The 21,081-nt window shown below is 44.7% G+C and carries 19 protein-coding genes and 1 other annotated feature; all 19 genes read left to right on the forward strand.

What is annotated here, in order from left to right; all coding sequences use genetic code 11:
- Nucleotides 1–102 precede the first annotated feature (102 nt).
- The 19 genes from AC1U9U_RS03005 to AC1U9U_RS03095 all read left to right on the forward strand — a co-directional run bounded on the left by AC1U9U_RS03005 (nt 103) and on the right by AC1U9U_RS03095 (nt 21,025).
- Nucleotides 103–1,146 (forward strand): AI-2E family transporter, encoded by a 1,044-nt coding sequence (locus AC1U9U_RS03005; RefSeq protein ID WP_479959066.1) that lies wholly within the window; start codon nt 103–105, stop codon nt 1,144–1,146.
- 302 nt (nt 1,147–1,448) lie between these two features.
- The gene (locus tag AC1U9U_RS03010) at nt 1,449–1,520 is read left to right on the forward strand and encodes a Dr family adhesin (protein ID WP_479959092.1); all 72 of its coding nucleotides are present in this window, start codon (nt 1,449–1,451) and stop codon (nt 1,518–1,520) included.
- A gap of 529 nt (nt 1,521–2,049) precedes the next feature.
- Nucleotides 2,050–2,616, forward strand: a complete 567-nt coding sequence (locus tag AC1U9U_RS03015) for a hypothetical protein (protein WP_479959067.1) — start codon at nt 2,050–2,052, stop codon at nt 2,614–2,616.
- A 77-nt stretch (nt 2,617–2,693) separates the two neighbouring features.
- Nucleotides 2,694–4,442, forward strand: coding sequence for an RCC1 domain-containing protein (locus AC1U9U_RS03020; RefSeq protein ID WP_479959068.1), 1,749 nt, complete (start codon nt 2,694–2,696; stop codon nt 4,440–4,442).
- Between the two features lie 254 nt (nt 4,443–4,696).
- Nucleotides 4,697–5,254, forward strand: a complete 558-nt coding sequence (locus AC1U9U_RS03025; protein WP_479959069.1) for an RNA polymerase sigma factor — start codon at nt 4,697–4,699, stop codon at nt 5,252–5,254.
- Entirely contained in the window at nt 5,247–6,014 is a 768-nt protein-coding gene (locus tag AC1U9U_RS03030; protein WP_479959070.1) for a DUF4367 domain-containing protein, read from the forward strand. The genes AC1U9U_RS03025 and AC1U9U_RS03030 overlap by 8 nt, the downstream gene beginning before the upstream one ends.
- A gap of 289 nt (nt 6,015–6,303) precedes the next feature.
- Entirely contained in the window at nt 6,304–6,900 is a 597-nt protein-coding gene (locus tag AC1U9U_RS03035) for a hypothetical protein (RefSeq protein ID WP_479959071.1), read from the forward strand.
- A gap of 256 nt (nt 6,901–7,156) precedes the next feature.
- Nucleotides 7,157–7,402, forward strand: a binding site (T-box leader).
- A gap of 153 nt (nt 7,403–7,555) precedes the next feature.
- Nucleotides 7,556–10,180: an alanine--tRNA ligase gene (gene alaS, locus AC1U9U_RS03040; protein WP_479959072.1), complete on the forward strand. Its 2,625-nt coding sequence runs from the start codon at nt 7,556–7,558 to the stop codon at nt 10,178–10,180.
- A 99-nt stretch (nt 10,181–10,279) separates the two neighbouring features.
- Nucleotides 10,280–10,531, forward strand: a complete 252-nt coding sequence (locus AC1U9U_RS03045; RefSeq protein ID WP_479959093.1) for an IreB family regulatory phosphoprotein — start codon at nt 10,280–10,282, stop codon at nt 10,529–10,531.
- Nucleotides 10,532–10,631: 100 nt separating this feature from the next.
- The gene (locus AC1U9U_RS03050) at nt 10,632–11,594 is read left to right on the forward strand and encodes an aldo/keto reductase (protein WP_479959073.1); all 963 of its coding nucleotides are present in this window, start codon (nt 10,632–10,634) and stop codon (nt 11,592–11,594) included.
- Nucleotides 11,595–11,613: 19 nt separating this feature from the next.
- A complete protein-coding gene (gene ruvX / locus AC1U9U_RS03055) occupies nt 11,614–12,042 on the forward strand; it encodes a Holliday junction resolvase RuvX (RefSeq protein ID WP_479959074.1) in 429 nt (142 codons plus the stop codon).
- A 60-nt stretch (nt 12,043–12,102) separates the two neighbouring features.
- Complete coding sequence (locus tag AC1U9U_RS03060) at nt 12,103–12,411, forward strand: DUF1292 domain-containing protein (RefSeq protein WP_479959075.1); 309 nt, start codon at nt 12,103–12,105, stop codon at nt 12,409–12,411.
- Nucleotides 12,412–12,623: 212 nt separating this feature from the next.
- The gene (locus AC1U9U_RS03065) at nt 12,624–13,931 is read left to right on the forward strand and encodes a VanW family protein (RefSeq protein ID WP_479959076.1); all 1,308 of its coding nucleotides are present in this window, start codon (nt 12,624–12,626) and stop codon (nt 13,929–13,931) included.
- Between the two features lie 34 nt (nt 13,932–13,965).
- On the forward strand, nt 13,966–14,988 hold the full coding sequence (gene mltG, locus AC1U9U_RS03070; protein WP_479959077.1) for an endolytic transglycosylase MltG: 1,023 nt from the start codon (nt 13,966–13,968) through the stop codon (nt 14,986–14,988).
- A 22-nt stretch (nt 14,989–15,010) separates the two neighbouring features.
- Nucleotides 15,011–16,303 (forward strand): peptidase U32 family protein, encoded by a 1,293-nt coding sequence (locus AC1U9U_RS03075; protein ID WP_479959078.1) that lies wholly within the window; start codon nt 15,011–15,013, stop codon nt 16,301–16,303.
- Nucleotides 16,304–16,519: 216 nt separating this feature from the next.
- Nucleotides 16,520–16,750 (forward strand): DUF4911 domain-containing protein, encoded by a 231-nt coding sequence (locus AC1U9U_RS03080; RefSeq protein ID WP_479959079.1) that lies wholly within the window; start codon nt 16,520–16,522, stop codon nt 16,748–16,750.
- A gap of 258 nt (nt 16,751–17,008) precedes the next feature.
- Entirely contained in the window at nt 17,009–18,715 is a 1,707-nt protein-coding gene (locus AC1U9U_RS03085; protein ID WP_479959080.1) for a GspE/PulE family protein, read from the forward strand.
- Between the two features lie 18 nt (nt 18,716–18,733).
- Nucleotides 18,734–19,798: a type IV pilus twitching motility protein PilT gene (locus AC1U9U_RS03090; RefSeq protein ID WP_479959081.1), complete on the forward strand. Its 1,065-nt coding sequence runs from the start codon at nt 18,734–18,736 to the stop codon at nt 19,796–19,798.
- Nucleotides 19,799–19,816: 18 nt separating this feature from the next.
- Complete coding sequence (locus tag AC1U9U_RS03095; protein ID WP_479959082.1) at nt 19,817–21,025, forward strand: type II secretion system F family protein; 1,209 nt, start codon at nt 19,817–19,819, stop codon at nt 21,023–21,025.
- Nucleotides 21,026–21,081 lie beyond the last annotated feature (56 nt).

Consider the following 21,081-nt stretch of genomic DNA (forward strand, 5'->3'; position numbering starts at 1 on the left):
CAAGTCCGGACGAGTCAACTAACTTCAGATAGAGTTAAAACTCTACCTGAACATTCCTTTATAGACTGTGAAATGGAGATACAGGAAAAGGTGGGGGGAACGATGAAAAAGGAAAAGTGGCGTTGGGTTTTCCTGACAATAATCGTTTTATTAAGTATATTTTTGATCCTCTCTGTGCGCTCTATCTTAAGTCCGTTCATTTTGGCCCTTATCTTAGCTTACTTATTAGCCCCGGTGGTTGAAAATCTAATTAAGCGGGGAGTAGGGCGGAGGCTGTCAATCGCTATCGTATTCGTAGGGATTCTCCTGGGCATCGGGCTGTTGATCTTCATCATTATCCCCAAACTTTACCTGGAACTATCGAAGCTTACCCTAGTTCTCCCGACAACTATCCAAACCCTTGAACAGACAGTTCAAGGGTTTAGGGACAACTTCCGGGCCACAGGACTTCCTCATCAAGTAGTCACTGTTTTGGACGAGCATTTAGCAGAAGGGGAATCATTTTTAGTAAGTTGGCTCGAGGAATTTCTGGATAATCTGCCACAGCTGCTGACTTCCATGAGCTTACTAATCTTATCGCCGGTTATTGCCATTTACTTACTGGCAGATTGGCAACGTCTGCAAACGGGTTTTCTACGGATTGTTCCCCAGCGCAAACGCGTTGCTTGGCAAAGAGTGACCCAGGATATGAGCCACATTGTCCGTAGTTTTATCCGTGGGAATCTCCTGGTAGCCATAATTGTCGGCATTCTATGTGGAATCGGTGTAAAGCTTGTGGGGATGGATTATGCTTTGCTGATTGGAGTTCTCTGTGGAGTTTTTGATTTAATTCCTTACTTCGGTCCGTTGATCGGTGCTATCCCTTCTATACTGCTCGGCCTCATCGTATCCCCTTTTATGGCCATCAAGGTGGCTATAGTGATCCTCATCGTTCAGCAGTTAGAAGGTAATGTCATTTCCCCTAAGCTAATGGGTGATAGCGTTGGCTTGCATCCCCTCTGGATCATTTTTGCCTTGCTGGCCGGGGGAGAAATCGCCGGTTTTTGGGGAATGCTCTTTTCAGTACCAATAGCCGCTGTTTTACGAGTAATTATTCGTCATATCTATTTCTGGCTGGTTTCTTCCGAGATGAAGTCAGATGCTTAGTCAGGACGTGATCCAACTATTGAAATAAAACCTCCCTTGAACCAGATTGAATGGCTTAGGGAGGTTTTGCTTTTTGTGAAGGAAATAGCTGCAGTAAGAGGGCCTTACCATGATAGTGTGGTATTATTAAAAATATTCCTTTTATCGCACTTCGAAAATAAAACGTGAAGAATTAATTAAAATGGCGAAAAGTGTAAGAAAATAGGTTTAATTTTATTTGAAAAAAGTGTTATTAATACCCTCCCTGATTCGTTTATTAAGTAGAACCGTAAAAAACAAACGAAGGAGGGAGGTGATTTATTATGAAGAAGAAAGCGATAATGGCGATTTTATTAACGGTTCTTTTAGTTGGTTCGATTCCCGCAACCGTCTGACTTATTGCTTATTATAAACCTTCGGCTGCTGAACAATTTCCGGCATCATATGATTCTATCATACTGTCTTGGGACAGTTCAAAAGGTGACTTCTACTCTTATAATACATCTAACTCTAATTATAATAGTCTCAAAAGTCCTGCAGGAGCATACAATGGAACATTAGTCTTTAATTCATATGACTATAGATATTCTATTTTTACTTCTGAACAATATGTAGCGGCATATGTTACTCCAATAGCTTCTGGGTATTTAGATTTTGCTGTTGAATATCAACATAGTTTTACTAACTTTATGTTTAGCGGGACACTTGATCCATTAGTGCAATTTTCCGGCCTTGGAATAGTCAAAGGTTCTATAGGTGCTAAAATAAACTGGGCTCCTCAGGAAAATATTTGGTATAAAAGTGATATTAATGCAATAAATATGCCATAGTTTTAATCGTTAATCACAAAATTAAATGCTAGTTACAACTAGCATTTAATTTTGCTTATTTCAACTAGGGTTGGTGGTATGGAGGAATTTGGATATGCCTTATAAAAAATATACTTTGTTTTTGATTCTATCCATTTTTGTAATTTTTATTTCGGGATGTAATAAGCAAACTAATGAAATTGAACCCGGCAGGGTCACCGAATCCCATTATTACAGTTTAATGTATGGTGTTTTTAACTTTGAATACCACAATAAGTTATGGGAATACCAAAATGTAGTTGAGCATGCTTTGAAAGCTGAAACGGCTTCAGATTTAAGCTATTTACATGGATTACTCGAAGGATATACGTATGATAGTGCTCAAATTATCTTGCTGATAAATAGCACAAATAAACCTAATATGCCCCAAACTTTTGATAAAATTGTAGTGCCGGTATTACAAGAATCAGCAATTACAGTTATTGTGGAGCTTAACAAATACTTTGAAAATCTTATTGGAGAAACGGAAGATATTAAATCTCTGAAGAGCAAACTTGAAGACTTAAAGGCAATTTCTGAATTGCTTGATGAAATATCTTATATTGATCTGGATAAAGCAACTAAAGATCAGATTGAAACTTATGAAGTAAACACTAAAAAAATCTTAAGCATTATCAACTAATTCTATAGGAAGTGGAATTAGAATTAAATTAAACTTAGGGGCTGGGTATACAATCGGAACGACAGGATGGACTGGTAATGTTGATCCGCCTAACCAGAATGGAGCGACTGGTGACGTTGGAGGACCTCAATTATGAGCCGATCTATCAAGCTGTTCCCCTGCCACAAAGCCGGGCGTTTTCGATTGTTAATGGGAAAGAAAACGAGCGGTATATTCCCCAAAAAATAAATATGATAGGTATCTCTAACAATACAATTATGGGCATAGGGGACGAGGGTACATTTTTTGGTCCGGTTGGCGAAAATATCTTCGGCGCAATCCCTTATAAATCGGGAGAAATAGTCAAAATCGCGGCCGGCCGATTGTTTTACGTTCTCTTGACAGCGGAAGGATCTTTGTACCTGTGGGGAGATAATTTTCGTGGTGAACTTGCCAGCGGCGATTATCAACTGCGCAAGGTTCCCCTTTTCAGAAGTTTTGCCGAGGACCCGCTCCGGGATGTTGCTGTGGGCCCCAGTCATATCCTGGCTCTAACACGCTCCGGAAAGGTACTGGCCTGGGGGGACAATGCCAGGAATCAGTTAGGCTTGACGGACCGGAAAGAAGCACTGTCACCGGAGAATGTCGCTTTTCCGGAAAAAATTACTTTGATCGCTACCGGCTTTCATCACAGCTATGCCCTTGGAGAAAGCGGAAAGCTCTATGCCTTTGGTGCTAATGATTATGGGCAGCTGATGACCGGAGATCAGACATCCCGGGACACGCCGACCGTAGTCGATATGCAATCCGTCGTAGCCAATCCGGACCCGGTTATTATTCCGGAGTTTAGCCAGGAAGTCGTTGCGGCGGCAACCATGGAGGCCTTTCTTACGGAATCAGGCAAGGTGTTTACCAAAGGACCCGGCGAAATGGGGACGCTGGGAACGGCAACGGCGACTAGCCATGAGGAGCCAACCTATGTTCCGATGCTGGATACCATCACGCAAATCGAAGCGGGCCTCTATGCATTTACGGTGCTGACCGCCAAGGGCGAAGTGTACAATTGGGGACTAAGCCAATTCAATTCACTTGGCCATGACCATCGCGCGGATAAATGGTACCTTACTCCAACCCGAGTTCCCCTGCCCGAAAAAATAACCAAAATATGCAGCGGCATGTACAGCACAGCAGCTTTAGCAGAGAGCGGGAACTGGTACATGTGGGGAGACAATACCTTTGGAGGATTGGCGACCGGGACTATGGAATATGTAGCCGGTCCGGTTAAAATCGAGACGCCAGTTCCCTTTGCCGAGATATTTCCCAGCCGGAGCTATTGGCTGGCCTTGACCGCAGAAGGCGAAGTCTACCAGTGGGGAACTTGGCAAAATAAATTTGCCGAGGAAATGTATATGCCGAATGTTCAGATGCAGGACCTTAAGTACCAAAAAATATCCTTGCCGGAAAAAGCAATTAAAGCCAAGTCGGCAGCCTACGATAATTTTGTTTTATCGGCAACGGGAAATCTGTATGCTTGGGGATTTAGATTCAGTCAGGAGCCCCGGCTATTCCTAGAAAATGTTAAAGACTTCGTGGTTTCACCCCGGGAAAGCGATTTCTTAGCTGTAACCCATGACGGAAAAGTCTATTACTGGGGATACAACTTAAGGGAACCTTATACGCCAGTAGAGATCAAATACCCTGAAAAAATAAAGGCAATTTTCCCGGGGGAAGGAATCTTCTATGCAGCCGGGGAAGAGAATATGTATATGGCCTATAGCACTTGGATTCAGGAAGGGATGAAAACCAACGAGTTTCCGGTGAAGGTAAGCTACCGTTTTAAGGAATAGAACCACGTACTCATAACCCAAATGGTTTTTCTATGGCATTAGCCAATATCCATCCCCACCCCCACCCAATAAGCCATTGCCTATGTAAAATTCCAGTCCGATGCAAAAATGAAAACCTCCTTGAACCATAACGAACGGTTTAGGGAGGTTTTGCTTTTTATGGAAGGAAATATCTTAATTAGGTTGAATTATTAAATTTAAGCGGAGAAGGCTGGCAGGGCAGAGAACTATTGGCAAAAGGGGGTAAGCCTTAAATGCAGTTTCTTTTGTTAGTAAAAATTAATGGCAATAGCCGTAATAAGCTTGAGTATCTATACTCTCTGTATAAGGAAGATATGTTTTATGTGGCTTATAGTATATTAAAAGACTATCATTTGGCTCAGGATGCAGTCCACTCAGCCTTTATTAAAATGGCGGATAAATTGGATAAAATTGATGAAGTAAATTGTAAAAAGACTAGGGTATTTATAATTATTATTGTAAGAAATACGGCTATTGACATACAGCGAAAAAGAAACCGCACAGATTTATCTTTAGATGAACTGGAGAATTTAATATTTGACAATTCTGAATCCGTTGAAGATGAAATAATTAATGCTGAAACCTTTAACCATTTACTAAAAAAGATCGGGGAATTACCTACCGCCCATGGTGACTTAATCCTTTTAAAATATGTCTACCATCTGTCTGATCAGGAATTAGCTGAGATGATGGGAATTAGATTGGAGAATTTGAGGGTAAGAATCAGCAGGGCACGAAGGAAGTTGATAGCGATGTTGGCAGAGGAAAAGGAGGCGGTGAACAATGGATAAGTCGTTATCTCATAAAGAAGCTGCCAAAGAAAAAATGATGGACGCCTTGATGGAATATGCCGGAAGCTGCCAGCTAGATCACATCTGTGAAAATGTCGATGCGGAAAAAGAGAGGTTTTATCAAGAGAATCCTTTTCCACCTGAATTAGACGCACGTGTGAAGAAGTTTATTAGATATAGGCAATTCAGGGACGGATTTCTCAATGTATGTAAGAAGGGCTCAAAAGTTCTCCCAAAGGTAGCAATAGGCTTGATAGTAATATGCTTAAGCATTGGCGTGTTAGCGGCCACCAGCGAAGCAGCCCGGGTCAAAATCTTGAATTTCATGATAGAGGCAGAGAACGAATTCACGAAAATCCGTTTTCAGCCTGGCTTAGAAAAGGAAGCACAAAACGACAAGGTGTCTAAACCGGAAGGGATACCTGAGCCTTGGGGCAATGTGTATATCCCGGAATATATTCCGGAAGGTTTTAAGATCGTCAATGCGGAAACCTATGCTTCGGCTAAAATCATCTATTATGCCAATGAACAGGGCGAGCAGATTGAATTTAACCAGTATACCAGTGAAACCATGGAATTAATGATCGATACGGAGGAGGCCCAAGTGGAAAAAGTTCTAATCAATGGTGTGGAGGGTTTTATTTCTGAAAAAGAGGGCTTTACCACGGTAGTATGGCATAATCAAGAGCATTCATTTTATCTCGCTTCGGAAATAGAACGGGGAGAATTAATTAAAATGGCGAAAAGTGTAGGAAAATAGGCTGATTTTACTCTGAAAAATGTGTTATAAATCACCTCCCTGATTCGTTTATTAAGTAGAACCGTAAAAGCGAAGAGGGGAGGGATTGCAGACCACATGAAAAAAAAGGGTTCCCGAAGTCTAATCATTACTTTAGCTGCCATTTTTGCCGCATAACGGTTTTCGGCTAGAAATTAATACTAGTGATTAAGGAGAAAGTTTATCTTTCTTTAGAAAGGAGTATTTATTTCAAAAGCTAATTGTTTATTAGGTTTATAATTTCATATTTACAATATATGGAGATAGTAACATGAACAATATAGGCAAAAAAGGTATTGGTGCATTCCTTCAGTTATTAATAGTAATGATGATTGTTTCCGGATGTACTACTAATACCAAAGTTTTAATTCAAGCTAATCAGGTAAATCTTGATAAGGAAATTAATAATATTAAGAAACATTTAAAACCTGGGTTTACGGATATTTTGTTTCACAAACTGGACATCTCAACTAATCCTGATGGTACGGTTTCAACAATAACCTGGCAACTTTTCAGTGAAAACAACTTAATAACTGTCAATGGATTTAATGGAAACTATGATATTGTATATAACGATGAAACAAACATTTCGTTTGCACATACCGTACCCGTAGAAACGACCATTAGAATAATTCAAGCATATGAATTATCAAATATATTCCGTGAAGAAGCCATTGTGACTTTTGTCCTCTCTGTTAAGTCGCTACCTGAATCCAAATCGATATATCCGAATTTTAGAGCGGTTTATATTATACAAGGTGAGGAAGTAAAAAAAGAAGATATTGAAAGCAATGAACTATACCTTCATGGTTTATATACATTCGACAATACTGCTACAGGGCGAGAATATATATTTAAGATTTACTAACTTAAGAGAGACAAAATCTACGGTGGCATGGCTATAGCACTATGCTGTATCAATTGAGACACCGATTCTTTATACCCAGTATTCCCTAGTCGGAGTTATTAGCAGCTATTAGCAGAAGAAGTGGAGCTGGATATAGTTCACTATGCCAAAAGGCAGTAGCGGTTTAAAGAGCAACAACAACGAAAAAAGTGAAAGTTGACAAATTCCCAGTCATTCCGCTATACTTGAGATTAATTTGTAAGATTGATGCATAAGTTTAAAACCGATGAGGGAACGAGTAATATAGTAATTCCTTTTTTAGAGAGGCGCCGGTAGGTGTAAAGGTGCCAAGGGGTTTTGTATGAAGGCTATTCCCGAGGGCAAGTTAACCTTGACGAGGCACCCGTTAAGTGCGATGACAGTAAACTGTCGCAAAGCGACCACTACTCGAACTTCGAACATCGAATATCGAACTTCGATAATGGTAAGCAGGGTGGTACCACGGAAATATCCCGTCCCTGATTTAGGGGGCGGGTTTATTTATTTTTATCCCACAATTGTCATACTGAGCGGAAGCGAAGTATCTTGACCTGATAAGATCCTTCAGTCGTTCCTCCTTCAGGATGACACCCTAAAGTAGGACATTCACATTTATTCACCTTAAGGAGGAATTACCATGTATACAGGTAATCAACTGCGAGAAATGTTTTTGAAGTTTTTCGAATCCAAAGGTCATAGAATTTTGCCTAGTGCATCCTTGATTCCCAAGGATGACCCTACCTTATTGCTCACGGTAGCGGGGATGGTACCTTTTAAGCCTTATTTCATGCGCAAAGTAGAACCGCCATTTCCTCGGGCTACCACATCCCAAAAATGCGTCCGTACTCCCGACTTAGAGGTCGTGGGAAAAACTGCCCGCCATCATACCTTCTTTGAAATGCTGGGGAATTTCTCCTTTGGCGATTATTTTAAAGGGGAAGCCATACCCTGGGCATGGGAGTTTGTCACAGAAGTCCTCAAACTGCCCATCGAGCAGCTCTGGATCACCGTCCACCCGGAAGATGAGGAAGCTAAAAACCTCTGGATTGAAAAAACCGGAGTCTCTCCCGACCGCATAAAATACGACCCGGAAAACTTATGGGCTGCCGGTCCGGTAGGGCCTTGTGGTTATTGCTCGGAAATCTATGTAGACTTAGGAGAAAGCCGTGGCTGTGGCAAACCGGGCTGTGCCTTAGGCTGCGATTGCGACCGTTTCCTTGAGATCTGGAATCTGGTCTTCATGCAGTACAATCGGGATGAATCCGGCATGCTTACTCCGCTGCCCAAACAAAATATTGATACCGGTATGGGGCTGGAGCGGATTGCTTCGGTAATGCAAGGGGCAGCCTCTAACTTTGATACGGATTTGTTCCTGCCGATTATCAATAAAGTATCTGAGCTGTCGGGCATACCTTATCATGATAACCCTAAAAACGATGTTGCCATGAAGGTGGTTGCTGACCATACCCGCGCCGTATCCTTCATGCTCTCCGACGGAATTCGTCCCGGCAGCGAGGGCCGGGGTTATGTTCTGCGCCGGATTCTACGTCGTGCGATTCGCTATGCCCGTCTATTAGGCATTGACAAGCCATTCCTGGAGCAAATTTTCTTGATTATCCAAAGAGACTACAGCCATCATTACCCTGAGCTTAAGGAAAATGAAAACTTCATTCTCAACCACCTGCGTTTAGAAGAGAAGAATTTCCAAGCAACCCTTGAGCAAGGAACCCAGATCCTCCTGGAAAAGGTTAAAGCCCTTCAAGAAGCAGGCGAAACCACCCTTAGCGGGGCTGACGCCTTCTATCTGTACGAGACCTACGGCTTCCCTGTAGAGCTTACAGAAGAAATGCTCATTGAGCAGGGAATAAATGTGGATATGGCCGGCTTTAATGCTGCGTCTGAAGAACATCGCAATTTGGCCAAAGAACAGTCCCAACAAATGAAAGCAGTCCAGGAAAGTGCCGTAATTACCGAAAAAACCAAAGCCTTGGGCACAACTCCTTTCCTTGGCTATGAGAAGTTAGCCATCAAGACTAAGGTCGAGGCTATCTTCCGTGATGGAGAAGAGGTAAGGGATGCTGCTGAAGGAGACGAAGTACTGATATTCCTAACTGATTCCCCCTTCTATGCGGAAAGTGGCGGACAGATCTCCGACTGTGGGGTCATCCGCACCCAGCGGGCTGAGGCCAAACTTACGGAAGTGAAGAAGGGTGTTACCGGAACCATCTATCATCGCTTTGTCCTTACCCAAGGAGTTCTTAATAGCGGAGATGAGGTTGAGGCTCTCGTAGATGAACAAGCTCGTCAAGCTACGGCCCGCCATCATAGTGCTACCCACCTTCTTCAAACTGCCCTGCGTACTGTGTTAGGGGAGCATGTTCAGCAAGCGGGATCCTTGGTCACCCCGGAGCGTCTTCGTTTTGACTTTACTCATTTTTCTGCACTAACACCCGTTGAGCTGCAGAAAGTAGAGGATATTCTCAATGAGGCCGTACTGGCCAATCTTCCCGTTGCCGCAGAAGAAATGAGCCTGGATGCAGCCAAGGCCGGCGGCGCTACGGCACTTTTCGGCGAAAAATACGGTGACACTGTACGGGTAGTCGACATGGGCGACTTCTCCAAAGAACTTTGCGGCGGAACACACGTCCGGGCTACCGGAGAAATCGGTCTGGTCAAAATCATCTCCGAAGGCGGTATCGGTGCCGGCTTAAGACGGATCGAAGCTGTCGCGGGAGTAGAAGCCCTCAATTATCTGCGTTCGCTTAATGATCAGCTCCAGGATATTGCGCAACTTCTTAAGGCCCAGCCAACTGATCTTAGCAAACGAGTCCAAGGCCTGATAACCCAAACAAAGGATTTGGAGAAGGAAGTTCAGCAGCTTAATGCTAAAGTAGCAAAGGCCGAAGTAGAGTCCCTCTTGCAGCAAGTCCAAGAGGTGGAAGGAGTCACGGTTCTGGCGGCTAAAGTTTCCGCTCAGGATATGGATAGTCTTCGCCATACGGCCGACCTTCTCAAGGATAAAATCAAGACCGGAGTGTTGGTCCTGGGGGCAGCGGCCGAGGGTAAAGTCAATTGGGTAACGGTTGTGACACCGACAGGTTTAAGCGGGCTTCATGCGGGGCAGATTATTAAGGAAGTGGCTAAAATCACCGGCGGCGGTGGTGGGGGTCGTCCCGACATGGCTCAGGCCGGAGGAAAAGAGCCTGCCAAACTGGGTGAAGCCTTAGCTAAGGTTCCAGGAATTATAAAAGGTTTTTTTTAAAATAGAGGAAATCAACGGTTTCGGGAGAATATTATTTGTTAAGTGAACTATACAGTGGAATACAGAAGAGAGTTTTAGGTGGCAAAGGGGGAACGCCAAGTGGACCGTTTAGAGCACACGATGATGTTTAAATCTCAGGGGGGGGATGTCTCACCCCAGGAAATTTTACAACAAGTGTATACAGCCTTAGAGGAAAAAGGGTATGACCCGATCAATCAGCTGGTAGGGTACTTGATGTCGGGTGATCCGGTTTATATTACGAGTCATAATCAGGCGCGATCCCTGATCAGGAAGCTGGAACGGTATGAGCTTCTGGAAGAGCTGGTTAGTTCATATTTAAAAAAAGAGTAATTTTGGGAAACCCTCACTTCAGGTGAGGGTTTCTGTGTGAGGTTATTGTGTTTTTTCCGCTACGGAGTCCTTGCCAGGAAAAGGAGATGTGAAACCGACCATGAGACAAGTAAAACTAGGCTGGCATGGTCCAGAAGTATCAGAGGTATGCTTTGGCAGCTTGGCTATTTCACCCTTGCAGGGGCGTGTAACTTTTGCGGAGGGCGTGCAAGTCCTTCGTTACGCCTTGGACCAGGGTATAAATTGGGTGGATACGGCAGAAATATATGATAACTATGCCCAGATCGCCGAAGCCCTTAAGGATCATCCGGAAGTAAAAGTGGTAAGCAAATCCTACTCCGTCACTGCCCATGAGATGGCGGAAAGTATCGAACGAGCCCGCCGAGGCTTAAATCGCGATGTGGTTGACTTTTTTCTTCTCCATGAGCAGGAAAGTGCCCTCACTCTGAAGGGTCATCAGGGGGCTTGGGAGGAGCTTCTAAAGGCCAAAGCCGATGGACGTATTCGCTATACGGGGATTTCTACCCATGCCGTAGATGCCGTCAGGGCTGGGGCTCTGCTTCCGGGAATTGATGTGATTCACCCCATAGTCAATCGCCAGGGGTTAGGGATTATCGATGGTGGTCTGGAAGAAATGCTTGAAGCTATCCGCTTTGCCGCGGAGCTGGGGATCGGTATCTATGCTATGAAGGTTTTTGGGGGAGGTCACTTGGCTCAAGACCCTCAAAGAGCTTTGGATTTTATCCGTGGCATCGAGGGAATTCAGGGGATGGCCTTAGGAATGTCCGGCAGAGCGGAAGTTGATTTTAACCTTAAATATCTGGCAGGAGAAAAGATTTCCGCTGATTTAAGGAATGCCGTATCCTATCGGGAGCGTCAATTATATATTGCCGACTGGTGTCAGGGGTGCGGTCGTTGCTGTGAGACCTGCCCTCAAGGTGCCTTAGCTTTGGAGGAGTCGGAGGAAGACGGCGCGCTGCAAGCCGTTGTCGATCGGGACCAATGTGTACTCTGCGGCTATTGCGGGAGAGCCTGTGCTCATTTTTGTTTAAAAATTGTTTAACTGATGAGGAGGTGTAGGAATGCGAATCATGGGTCTGGATTTCGGGGAACGGACCATCGGTGTAGCTGTAAGTGATGCTCTCCTTCTAACCGCCCAAGGGGTGAAGACGATCCGGCGTTCCAAGGGTGAAATCGAAGAATTAAGGGCAATCATCCAAGAGTATGAGGTCAAGCAGGTCGTTTTGGGGTATCCCAAGAATATGAACGGGACCCTAGGCCCTCGTGCCCAGGTCACCGAAGAATTTGCCGAGGTGCTTAAGGAAGAATTTGCCTTGCCGGTGAACCTTTGGGACGAACGCCTCAGCACTATAGGAGCAGAACGCTCTTTACTGGAGGCAGATCTATCCCGTGCCAAAAGAAAAAAAGTCATTGATAAAATGGCGGCCGTATTTATCTTACAGGGATACCTTGACTATCTAAGGGCTCAAAATGGGCAGAATAAAGGATAGATTTGACAATCATCCACTTGGGGAGTAAAATGACTATATCTTTAATAAGAGGTGAATTAAATGACCGAACATAAACATGGTCCGAACTGTGACCACGAGCATGACGTTGAAGAATTTGACACAATCATTCTAACCGATGATGAAGGCAACGATCATGAGTTCCTCCATCTCGATACGTTGGAAGTTGAGGGATCTACATATTTTGTCTTAATGCCTATCAGTGCCGATGAAGATGAGGAAGCTGATGAAGCAATTATCCTCAAGTTGGGCAAAGATGCTGAAGGCAATGAAATGCTCCTTGACATCGAAGATGATGAAGAGTGGGAAAAAGTTGCTGATGCTTGGGAAAGCATGGAAGAAGAAGAGTAAGCACGGGATTTTAAAGCAGCCAGGTTCGATTTATTATCGGATCCGGCTGCTTTTTGTTGTTAAGCAATTTATTTCCGGTCAAGTTATTTTGCTATAGCTCAAGTGTGACTTTTTATTGATAAGCTCAATATTTTTCGGCTAAATTGCAGACCCTATGGAAAGACATTTAAAAAACACTTCAATAAATTTCTTGGTGAGAAGGGGGAGGTCTTATGCGTCTTAATCGCAAGCATTATCTTTTTCTGTTCCTTGCTCTGTTGATCATTTCTGGCTGTACCAAGAATGAAGCACGCATATTAAATCCTACCCCGGATGCTGCATCCGATGATTCTATCCAGAATATGCCCATGGGGACAAGGCTGAGGGATTTGGACTTGGGGGGGATGACACCCCAGCAAGGGGAGGAGAAGATCAGGAGTTGGGCAGAGGACAAACTTGGAGAAAATCTTTTCTTAGTGTACAATGAGACAGAGATTCCCTTTAGTCCCGAGGAATTAGGCATTACTCTTGATTTTCCGCGGACTTGGGAAGAAATCCGGAAAAATCCTGGTCGGAACAGCGAGGCTTACTTAGCCGTTGATCACTTAAAAGCTAATCAGGTTCTCAAGGACAAGCTTTCCAAATTCAATCGTTCCGCGGTGGATGCAACTTTTAAGGTGAAAGATGATAAATTTCAGATTACCCCGGCTATTTCCGGACAAACTTTCCAAGCAGAGGCTATTTTGGCGGAGCTGGAGAAAGCTCCCCTATCAGACTTACCCCAACGAATTTCGGTCCAAAGCGTGGCAATTCCTGCTGCCATTACCACCGAATCGTTGCAAGCACTGGCTTTCGATGGCGTGATTGGGGAGTTTACTACTAAATACGATGTTAACGATAAAAATCGTACTGCTAATTTAGCGACGGCTGCTCAAAAAATGGATAAAACCCTTTTGAAGCCTGGACAAGTCTTCTCTTTTAATGAAACTATTGGACCCCGGACGGCGGAAACGGGATTTAAGGATGCTTATATCGTAATCAACGACGAATATGTAAAAGGGGTCGGAGGCGGGATCTGTCAAGTATCCTCCACCTTATACAATGCTGCTTTATTAGCCAATTTAGCCATTGCGGAAAGGCATCCTCATGCTGTGGTCGTAGCCTATATTCCTCTCGGGCAGGATGCTACAGTGAATTATCCGAACTTGGATTTGAAGCTGCGCAATGACACAAAAGCCTATATCTATATTCGTACCAAGGTCGATGGTGGTCAACTAACTATTAAGGTCTATGGCAAAAAAACCGGAACCAAGGTGCGTTTTGAAAAGGAAATTGAGAAGGAATTGAATTATCAAACCATCCGGAAAATCGATCCGGACTTAAGGCCCGGTACTGTTGTTCAACAACAAAAGGGAGATAAAGGCTATATTGTAAAGACTTGGAAGATTGTTACCGATGCCCAGGGCAAAGAGACTAAGCAATTGCTTAGCCGCGATCAATATGCGCCAACTAACCGAATCCTGAAAATCGGGGCGGATTGAAAGAGAACAGAGTTGGGAAAGAGAGAGTGAAAGAATGGGAAGAAGCAGGGTTAGAGGGATCCTTAGCAGTATATTTATTCTTGTTATTCTGGCCGGGGCCGGAGTGGCCGGTTGGTGGAACTGGGCCAATCAGCCTTATGCTAAGGAAGGGAGCGGGACGGAGGAGCGGTTTACAGTCACTCCTGGTATCAACGCTTCCCAAATTGCCGAAGCCCTTGAGCAAAAACATTTGATCCGCAGTGCCTTAGCCTTCCGCTTGTTGGCCAGCCGGCAAAATGTGGACTCCAAGCTTTTGGCGGGAGAATATGGATTATCTTCCAAAATGAATCTTCAAGAGACGATTAATAAGTTTTTGGAAGGGCCGGTAGCACATACAGCGAAGGTTACGATTCCCGAAGGATACACTACGGCCCAAATTATTGATGCTTTAGTCGGTAATGGTCTTGGGACTAAGGATGAATACCTGCGGGTAATTGCCAATGAGCCTTTTGAATATGCTTTTTTAACTGATATTCCTTCAGGGGCTAACCGTTTAGATGGCTTTCTTTTCCCGGATACCTACTTCTTTAATCCTCAAGCAAGTCCCAAGGAAAATATCAACCGGATGCTCAAACGTTTTGAACAAGAAGTCACCCCGGAAATATTGAACATACTGGCCCAGAAGAATTTGAGTATTCGTGATTGGGTGAATCTGGCGGCTATCGTGGAAAAGGAAGCCGGTAAAGATGCTGATCGCCCGATTATCGCCGGAATCTTTCTCAATCGCTTGAAGATTGACATGCCTTTGCAATCCTGTGCCACTATTCAATATGTCTTAGGAACCAATAAATACGTGCTTTCCCTGGAGGATATTCAGGTGGAGTCTCCTTATAACTCGTATAAGTATACAGGGTTGCCTCCAAGTCCCATCGCCAGCCCCGGTCATGCTTCCTTAGATGCGGTGGTCAACAGCAAAGCTACGGACTATCTTTATTTCTTAGCTACACCTAAGGGAGAGACTATATATGCTAAAACCCATGAAGAACATTTACGGAATCAGGCCAAATACATGAAATAGCTTAGAAAGGTTGAAATAACCTATGATAGAATATAGTCATTTAAAGAAGCCCGAACTCCTGGCTCCGGCAGGGGATTTTGAGAAGCTAAGATTTGCCCTGGCTTATGGAGCGGATGCCGTCTATATGGGCGGCCCTTCTTTTGGACTGCGCGCTTATGCCGGGAATTTTACTATGGAAGAAATGGGGGAAGCTATCCGTTATACCCATGAAGCAGGCCGCAAACTCTATGTGACTGTGAATATCTTTGCCCATGAGACGGATTTTGAAGAGATGGCAGAGTACCTGAAGCAGCTGGAAGCTTTAGGAGCCGATGCCGCAATCGTATCAGACCCTGGAATTATTACCTTGGCTAAGGAAGTGGCGCCAAAGCTCCCCCTACATTTAAGCACGCAAATGAATAGCACCAATTCCTATAGTATGCGTTTTTGGCTCAAGCACGGAATTGAGCGAGTAGTTCTAGCCCGTGAGCTAGGCTTTGAAGAGATAAAGGCAGTTCGGGAAAAGGTGCCCGGGGAGCTGGAGATGTTTATTCACGGAGCTATGTGCATGTCCTATTCCGGACGATGCCTTCTTTCCAATTATCTTACCGGCCGGGATGCCAACCGGGGCGAATGTACCCAACCCTGTCGTTTGGGCTATGGTCTCGTGGAAGAAAAACGCCCCGGCCAAGTGTTTCCTATCGAGGAGGATGAGCGGGGGACCTATATTTTTAATTCCCATGACCTTTGTCTCCTTCCGCATCTGCCCATGCTCAAGCCCTTGAATGTTGACAGCTACAAGATCGAAGGCCGCATGAAAAGTATTCATTATGTATCCAGTACTGTAAAAGTGTATCGGGAGGCTATCGATATCCTCTGGGATAAAGGGGAAGAGGAATTTAAGGCCAAACTCCCCGGTTGGCTGGAGGAAATGGATAAAGTGAGCCATCGTGATTACTCGCCGGGATTCCTCTTTGGCAAGCCCGGTGCCGAATCCCATAATATCGAAAGCTCGAACTATATCCGGGATTATGAATTCGTGGCCTTTGGTTTGGCTTCTGATAATCGTCAGCACCCGGAAATTCCGACTTCGGTCAAAAATGAATTCAGTCAGGGTTATTGGGTAGAGCAACGCTATAATTTCAAAAAAGGGGAAGTCATCGAAGTCTTTGCGCCGAAAGAGCAGCCCTGGTCCTTTGAAGTTAAAGGAATCCGGACTGTAGAGGGAGAAGAAGTAGACGTAGCCCGCCATGCCAAGCAGATTCTTAAGTTGGAGCTTCCTAAGCCCTTGCCGCCTTTTGCTATTTTGCGGAGGGCGAAGAAAGACAAGAAATAGGCCAGGCCTTGTTATGATGAGCGACAGCGAAGTATCTTAAACCGGAAAAAGATCCTTCGCACCTGCTCAGGATGACATTAGTATTGTCTTTGTCATGCTGAGCGGTAGCGAAGCATCTTGAAGCGAAGCATCTTGAACTAGAAAGAGATCCTTCGCAAAGGCAGGGTAAAATTAAAAATTTTAGAAGGTTCTATGATTTCGAAAGGAAAAATATAGATGAATAACGAAATACCTTTTGAGGATTCCGATGTGCTGATCAAGGCTCAAGTTCCTCGTTCGGAAATTCAAATGCTTTGTAAATATGTTGAAGGCCTCGGACACTTAGGAGTCGTCACCACCACCGACCGTATGGCCGGGGAGGTCCTGATCCAGACTACTAAATACGCCTGGCCAGACCTAAAAAAAGCTCTTGAAGCAATGCCCATTGCAATAAACTTCAAAAGTTAAAAATGTATGGATTAAAGTGTTTTTAAATCAACCTTTAAAGTCCTATTGACTGGAAATAAAGAAATGTAATATGCTGTTAGCGAGCCGGTAGGCCCAAGGTCCTAGGACTATAGGGAAAGAAGCATGCTTTGACATTATCCTTAGTATTGCTAAAGGGGGTATGGAATTACAAGTTCTTTCGGATAATTATGATAGCTTTACCGTTAAATAATTGGCTAAAAATTTCACTACGGTATTTTACGAAGGGCATTAAGAAGGATGAAGAAGAAATTACGTTCAAAACTTGGTGATATGCTTGTCGATTCCGGCAAGATTACACCCGATCAATTGGAAAAGGCATTGGTAATCCAAAAAAAGAAAAACGAAAAGCTTGGTAATATCTTTTTAGAAATGGGTCTAATCACGGAGCAGGACCTTTTCGAAATTCTTGAAGCACAATCAGGCATTCCTTGGCTCGACCTTTCCTTACAGTACATAGATCAAGAGGCCATCAACAAAGTTCAAGAACAATTCGCCAAAGCCAATAGCCTTATTCCCTTTAAAAAGGACGGCAATCTTTTGCATGTGGCAATGAGTGATCCTACGGACTTATATGTGATTGACGACTTGGAGATTATTACCAATTGCAAAATCGTAACTTATTTTTCTTCATCAAAAGAAATCGCCAACGCTATTGCACGGCACTATAGTAAAAAAGTAGTAGAAAAAGCTGTAGAAGACTTTAAAAAAGATTATGGAATTGACGATGCAAATGTTAATGAGCAAATGCTCTTGGAAATCAGCAACGCACCGATTGTCCGCATGGTCAATACGATCATCCTCCAAGCTGTCCAAGAACGTGCCAGTGATATCCATATCGAGCCGGGGCAGGACTCCTTAAGGATTAGATTTCGTACCGATGGAGAAATGTATGAGGTTATGAAGCCTCCTCTAGATACCCACGGTGCCATTGTCTCCAGATTAAAAATCATGGCCAAGATCGATATTGCCGAGAAAAGGATCCCTCAAGACGGCCAGATTGAAATGGAGATTGAAGGCTATAGCTTGGATTTGCGGGTATCCACTCTACCAACAGTATTCGGAGAGAAGGTAGTTATTCGGATCATCGACCGCAGCCGCTTCTTGAAAACAAAGGATGAATTAGGACTTTCCGAAAAAAACAGCATCCTTATGGATAAATTCCTTGCCGTGAATTCCGGTGTTATTCTGGTTACAGGACCTACCGGCAGCGGCAAGAGTACAACCTTATATACCATGTTGGCTCAGCTCAGTGATGTCCGCCGCAATATCGTGACGATCGAAGATCCTGTAGAGTATCGCATGAAGAACATCAATCAGGTTCAGGTTAATCCTAAAGCAAATCTGACCTTTGCCGGCGGACTGCGCTCCATCCTTCGTCAGGATCCCGATGTTATTATGGTGGGGGAGATCCGGGATAAGGAAACTGCAGAGATTGCGGTAAGGGCCTCCATTACCGGACATCTGGTTCTCAGCACCCTCCATACGAATAGTGCTATAGCGAGTATAGGCCGTTTAATCGATATGGGAATACCGCCTTTTTTATTTAATACATCCGTCGTTGGCATTATCGCCCAGCGCCTGGTCAAAAAAATCTGCCCTTATTGCAAAGCGGATTATACCCCGAATACCTCGGAATTTGAACTGGTTGCCTACTTTACTAAGGGAAATGAATCAGCCCTTCCCGCCAGACTTTCCTTCAAAAAGGGGGCGGGATGTGCCCGCTGTCACGGTTCGGGCTATTTTGGCCGCATCCCTATACATGAGTTTTTGATCATAAACGATGGTTTGCGCAGACTGATCAGTCAAGGCCAAGGGATCGAAGAGATGACGGCTTATGCACGCAGCCAGGGGTTTGAGACTCTGCAGGATAGCTGTATTAAATTGATTTTAGCCGGAGAAACGACTTTCGAAGAATTCACGCGGGTTGTTTACATATTGGACTGATATGCCGGAGGAGATACTATGGAATTCACCACTTTATTACAAGCAACGGTGGATAAGCAGGCCTCGGATCTGCACTTGACGGTAGGGATTCCGCCGATTTTACGTATCGATGGCCGGTTGGCGCCCATTGATGCCGAGCCCCTATCCACGGAAGCTATCTTCAGGATTTTGGAGCAGATCTTAAATCATTTCCAATTACAGGAGCTTGAGAAAAAAGGGGAATACGATTTTTCCCTTTCTCAACCCGGTCTAGGTCGCTTCCGGATTAATGCCTATCGCCAGCGCAATAGTTACTGTATGGCCATTAGGGTGCTTTCCGCAGGAATCCCGACCATCGAGGAGCTGAACCTACCACCGATCCTCAAAGAACTGGCTCTGAAGCAAAGAGGCTTGATCTTGGTGACCGGACCGACGGGAAGTGGCAAATCAACGACCCTTGCTTCCATGGTGGATTTTATCAACCGGCATACCAGCAGTCTTATTATTACCCTTGAAGATCCGATCGAATACCTCCACCGCCACCAGAAGAGTGTTGTCAACCAGAGAGAAATAGGCAGTGACACGATTAGCTTTGCCAATGCTTTAAGAGCTGCCTTGCGTCAAGACCCGGATGTGATCTTGGTGGGAGAAATGCGGGACTTGGAGACTATCGCTACGGCCATCACGGCGGCGGAGACCGGTCATTTGGTTTTGTCTACTTTACATACCCTGGGAGCGGTCAAGACCATCGATCGAATCATCGATGTCTTCCCCACAGAACAACAGGCCCAAGTAAGGATTCAGCTTTCCACTGTTTTGGAAGCTGTAATTTCCCAGCAGCTCCTGCCTAAAGCCAAAACCAAGGGCAGGGTGGCGGCCACGGAGGTGATGCTGGCAACACCGGCGATTCGCAACCTGATCAGGGAAGCCAAGACCCACCAAATCCAGTCACTGATCCAGACCGGTGCCAAAAGCGGGATGAAAACCATGGACATGAACATTTTGGAATTGGTAAAGTCCGGCGAAATCACGGAAGAAGTTGCTTTGAACCATTGTTTTGACCGGAATTTCCTCGAGAGAGAGGTGGGAAGATTCTTCGTGTAGGAAAATGGGGGAGAAAAAATGCCACTTTACAAATATCGGGCCCTAACCGAAAATGGAATGAAAATCGACGGCTTACGGGATTTTAATTCCAAAGATGAAGTGCTGGCTTTTCTCAGCCAAAACAATCAATACCCCATTGAAATCACGGAACATGTGGAAGGGGGGCGCACCCTCCGCTTTCTGGATAATTTCAGCAAAGTCAAAACCAAGGATTTGGCAGTTTTTTGTCGGCAATTTTATACAATGACCAATGCCGGGGTGATTATTTTAAACTGCTTAGATATCCTTCGGGTGCAGACCACAAATAGACTCTTACGTCAAGCTGTGGGGGAAATGTATGAAGCAGTGCAAAAGGGCAAAACCCTTTCGGAAGCCATGCAGGATCACCCCAAGATTTTCCCCTCTCTTTTGACCAATATGATCTTGGCGGGAGAGCTTAGCGGTACTATGGATATTGTGCTGGACAGAATGGCCACCCATTATGAGAAGGAAAATAAAATCAATGCCAAAGTCAAAAGTGCCATGATCTATCCGGTGGTTCTGGCCGTGATCGCCATCGCTATGATGATCGTTATGCTGGTATTTGTCTTACCGACTTTTGTGGGAATTTTCGAGGGCAGCAATGTGGCTTTGCCCCTGCCCACCAGAATGCTTTTAGGGCTTAGTGATTTTGTCGGACGGTACATTTTGGTGATCTTGGGAGCAGGTGTTTTAGGCGGGTATTTCGGGTTCCGCTTTGTGAAATCCGGTGCCGGTATGCTGGTAACCGACCGCCTCAAGCTCAAGCTGCCGGTGTTGAAAAAACTCTTCACCATGATCTATACCTCTCGGTTTACCCGGACCTTATCCACACTTCTGGCTAGCGGTACACCCATGATCCGCTCCTTGGAGTCAGTCACAGCCATCATTGGCAACCAAGTGGTTCAAAAGGGGATGCTGGAAGCCATTGAAGAGGTGAAGAAAGGGGTGAATCTTTCCGTTCCCATCCAGAATATGGGGATCTTTCCGCCCATGGTTCATCATATGATCGGCATCGGTGAGGAGTCGGGGGGCTTAGACGATATTATGGAACGCACGGCCGCTTACTATGATGAGGAGCTGGAGGCAACCATCACCGCCATGATCTCCCTGCTGGAACCCCTGATGATTCTGGTAATGGCCGTGGTCATCGGTGGGATGGTCATCGCCATGATGCTGCCGATCTTCAATATGGCGAGCGCTGTGTAGAGTAGCCATGGAGAGTGTAAACCGGTTCAATAATGCCAAAAGGCATTACTGATAAA

This window comes from Desulfitobacterium sp. (genome assembly GCF_982384815.1).

Bases quoted from the DNA above. Each gene is read 5' to 3' on its own strand.
- AC1U9U_RS03020 (WP_479959068.1), top strand. From the start codon at position 2,694: ATGTTGATCCGCCTAACCAGAATGGAGCGACTGGTGACGTTGGAGGAC.
- AC1U9U_RS03060 (WP_479959075.1), top strand. From the start codon at position 12,103: ATGACCGAACATAAACATGGTCCGAACTGTGACCACGAGCATGACGTT.
- AC1U9U_RS03035 (WP_479959071.1), top strand. From the start codon at position 6,304: ATGAACAATATAGGCAAAAAAGGTATTGGTGCATTCCTTCAGTTATTA.
- mltG (WP_479959077.1), top strand. From the start codon at position 13,966: ATGGGAAGAAGCAGGGTTAGAGGGATCCTTAGCAGTATATTTATTCTT.
- ruvX (WP_479959074.1), top strand. From the start codon at position 11,614: ATGCGAATCATGGGTCTGGATTTCGGGGAACGGACCATCGGTGTAGCT.
- AC1U9U_RS03090 (WP_479959081.1), top strand. From the start codon at position 18,734: ATGGAATTCACCACTTTATTACAAGCAACGGTGGATAAGCAGGCCTCG.
- AC1U9U_RS03080 (WP_479959079.1), top strand. From the start codon at position 16,520: ATGAATAACGAAATACCTTTTGAGGATTCCGATGTGCTGATCAAGGCT.
- AC1U9U_RS03075 (WP_479959078.1), top strand. From the start codon at position 15,011: ATGATAGAATATAGTCATTTAAAGAAGCCCGAACTCCTGGCTCCGGCA.
- AC1U9U_RS03025 (WP_479959069.1), top strand. From the start codon at position 4,697: ATGCAGTTTCTTTTGTTAGTAAAAATTAATGGCAATAGCCGTAATAAG.
- AC1U9U_RS03095 (WP_479959082.1), top strand. From the start codon at position 19,817: ATGCCACTTTACAAATATCGGGCCCTAACCGAAAATGGAATGAAAATC.
- AC1U9U_RS03005 (WP_479959066.1), top strand. From the start codon at position 103: ATGAAAAAGGAAAAGTGGCGTTGGGTTTTCCTGACAATAATCGTTTTA.
- AC1U9U_RS03085 (WP_479959080.1), top strand. From the start codon at position 17,009: ATGAAGAAGAAATTACGTTCAAAACTTGGTGATATGCTTGTCGATTCC.
- AC1U9U_RS03050 (WP_479959073.1), top strand. From the start codon at position 10,632: ATGAGACAAGTAAAACTAGGCTGGCATGGTCCAGAAGTATCAGAGGTA.
- AC1U9U_RS03030 (WP_479959070.1), top strand. From the start codon at position 5,247: ATGGATAAGTCGTTATCTCATAAAGAAGCTGCCAAAGAAAAAATGATG.
- AC1U9U_RS03015 (WP_479959067.1), top strand. From the start codon at position 2,050: ATGCCTTATAAAAAATATACTTTGTTTTTGATTCTATCCATTTTTGTA.
- alaS (WP_479959072.1), top strand. From the start codon at position 7,556: ATGTATACAGGTAATCAACTGCGAGAAATGTTTTTGAAGTTTTTCGAA.
- AC1U9U_RS03065 (WP_479959076.1), top strand. From the start codon at position 12,624: ATGCGTCTTAATCGCAAGCATTATCTTTTTCTGTTCCTTGCTCTGTTG.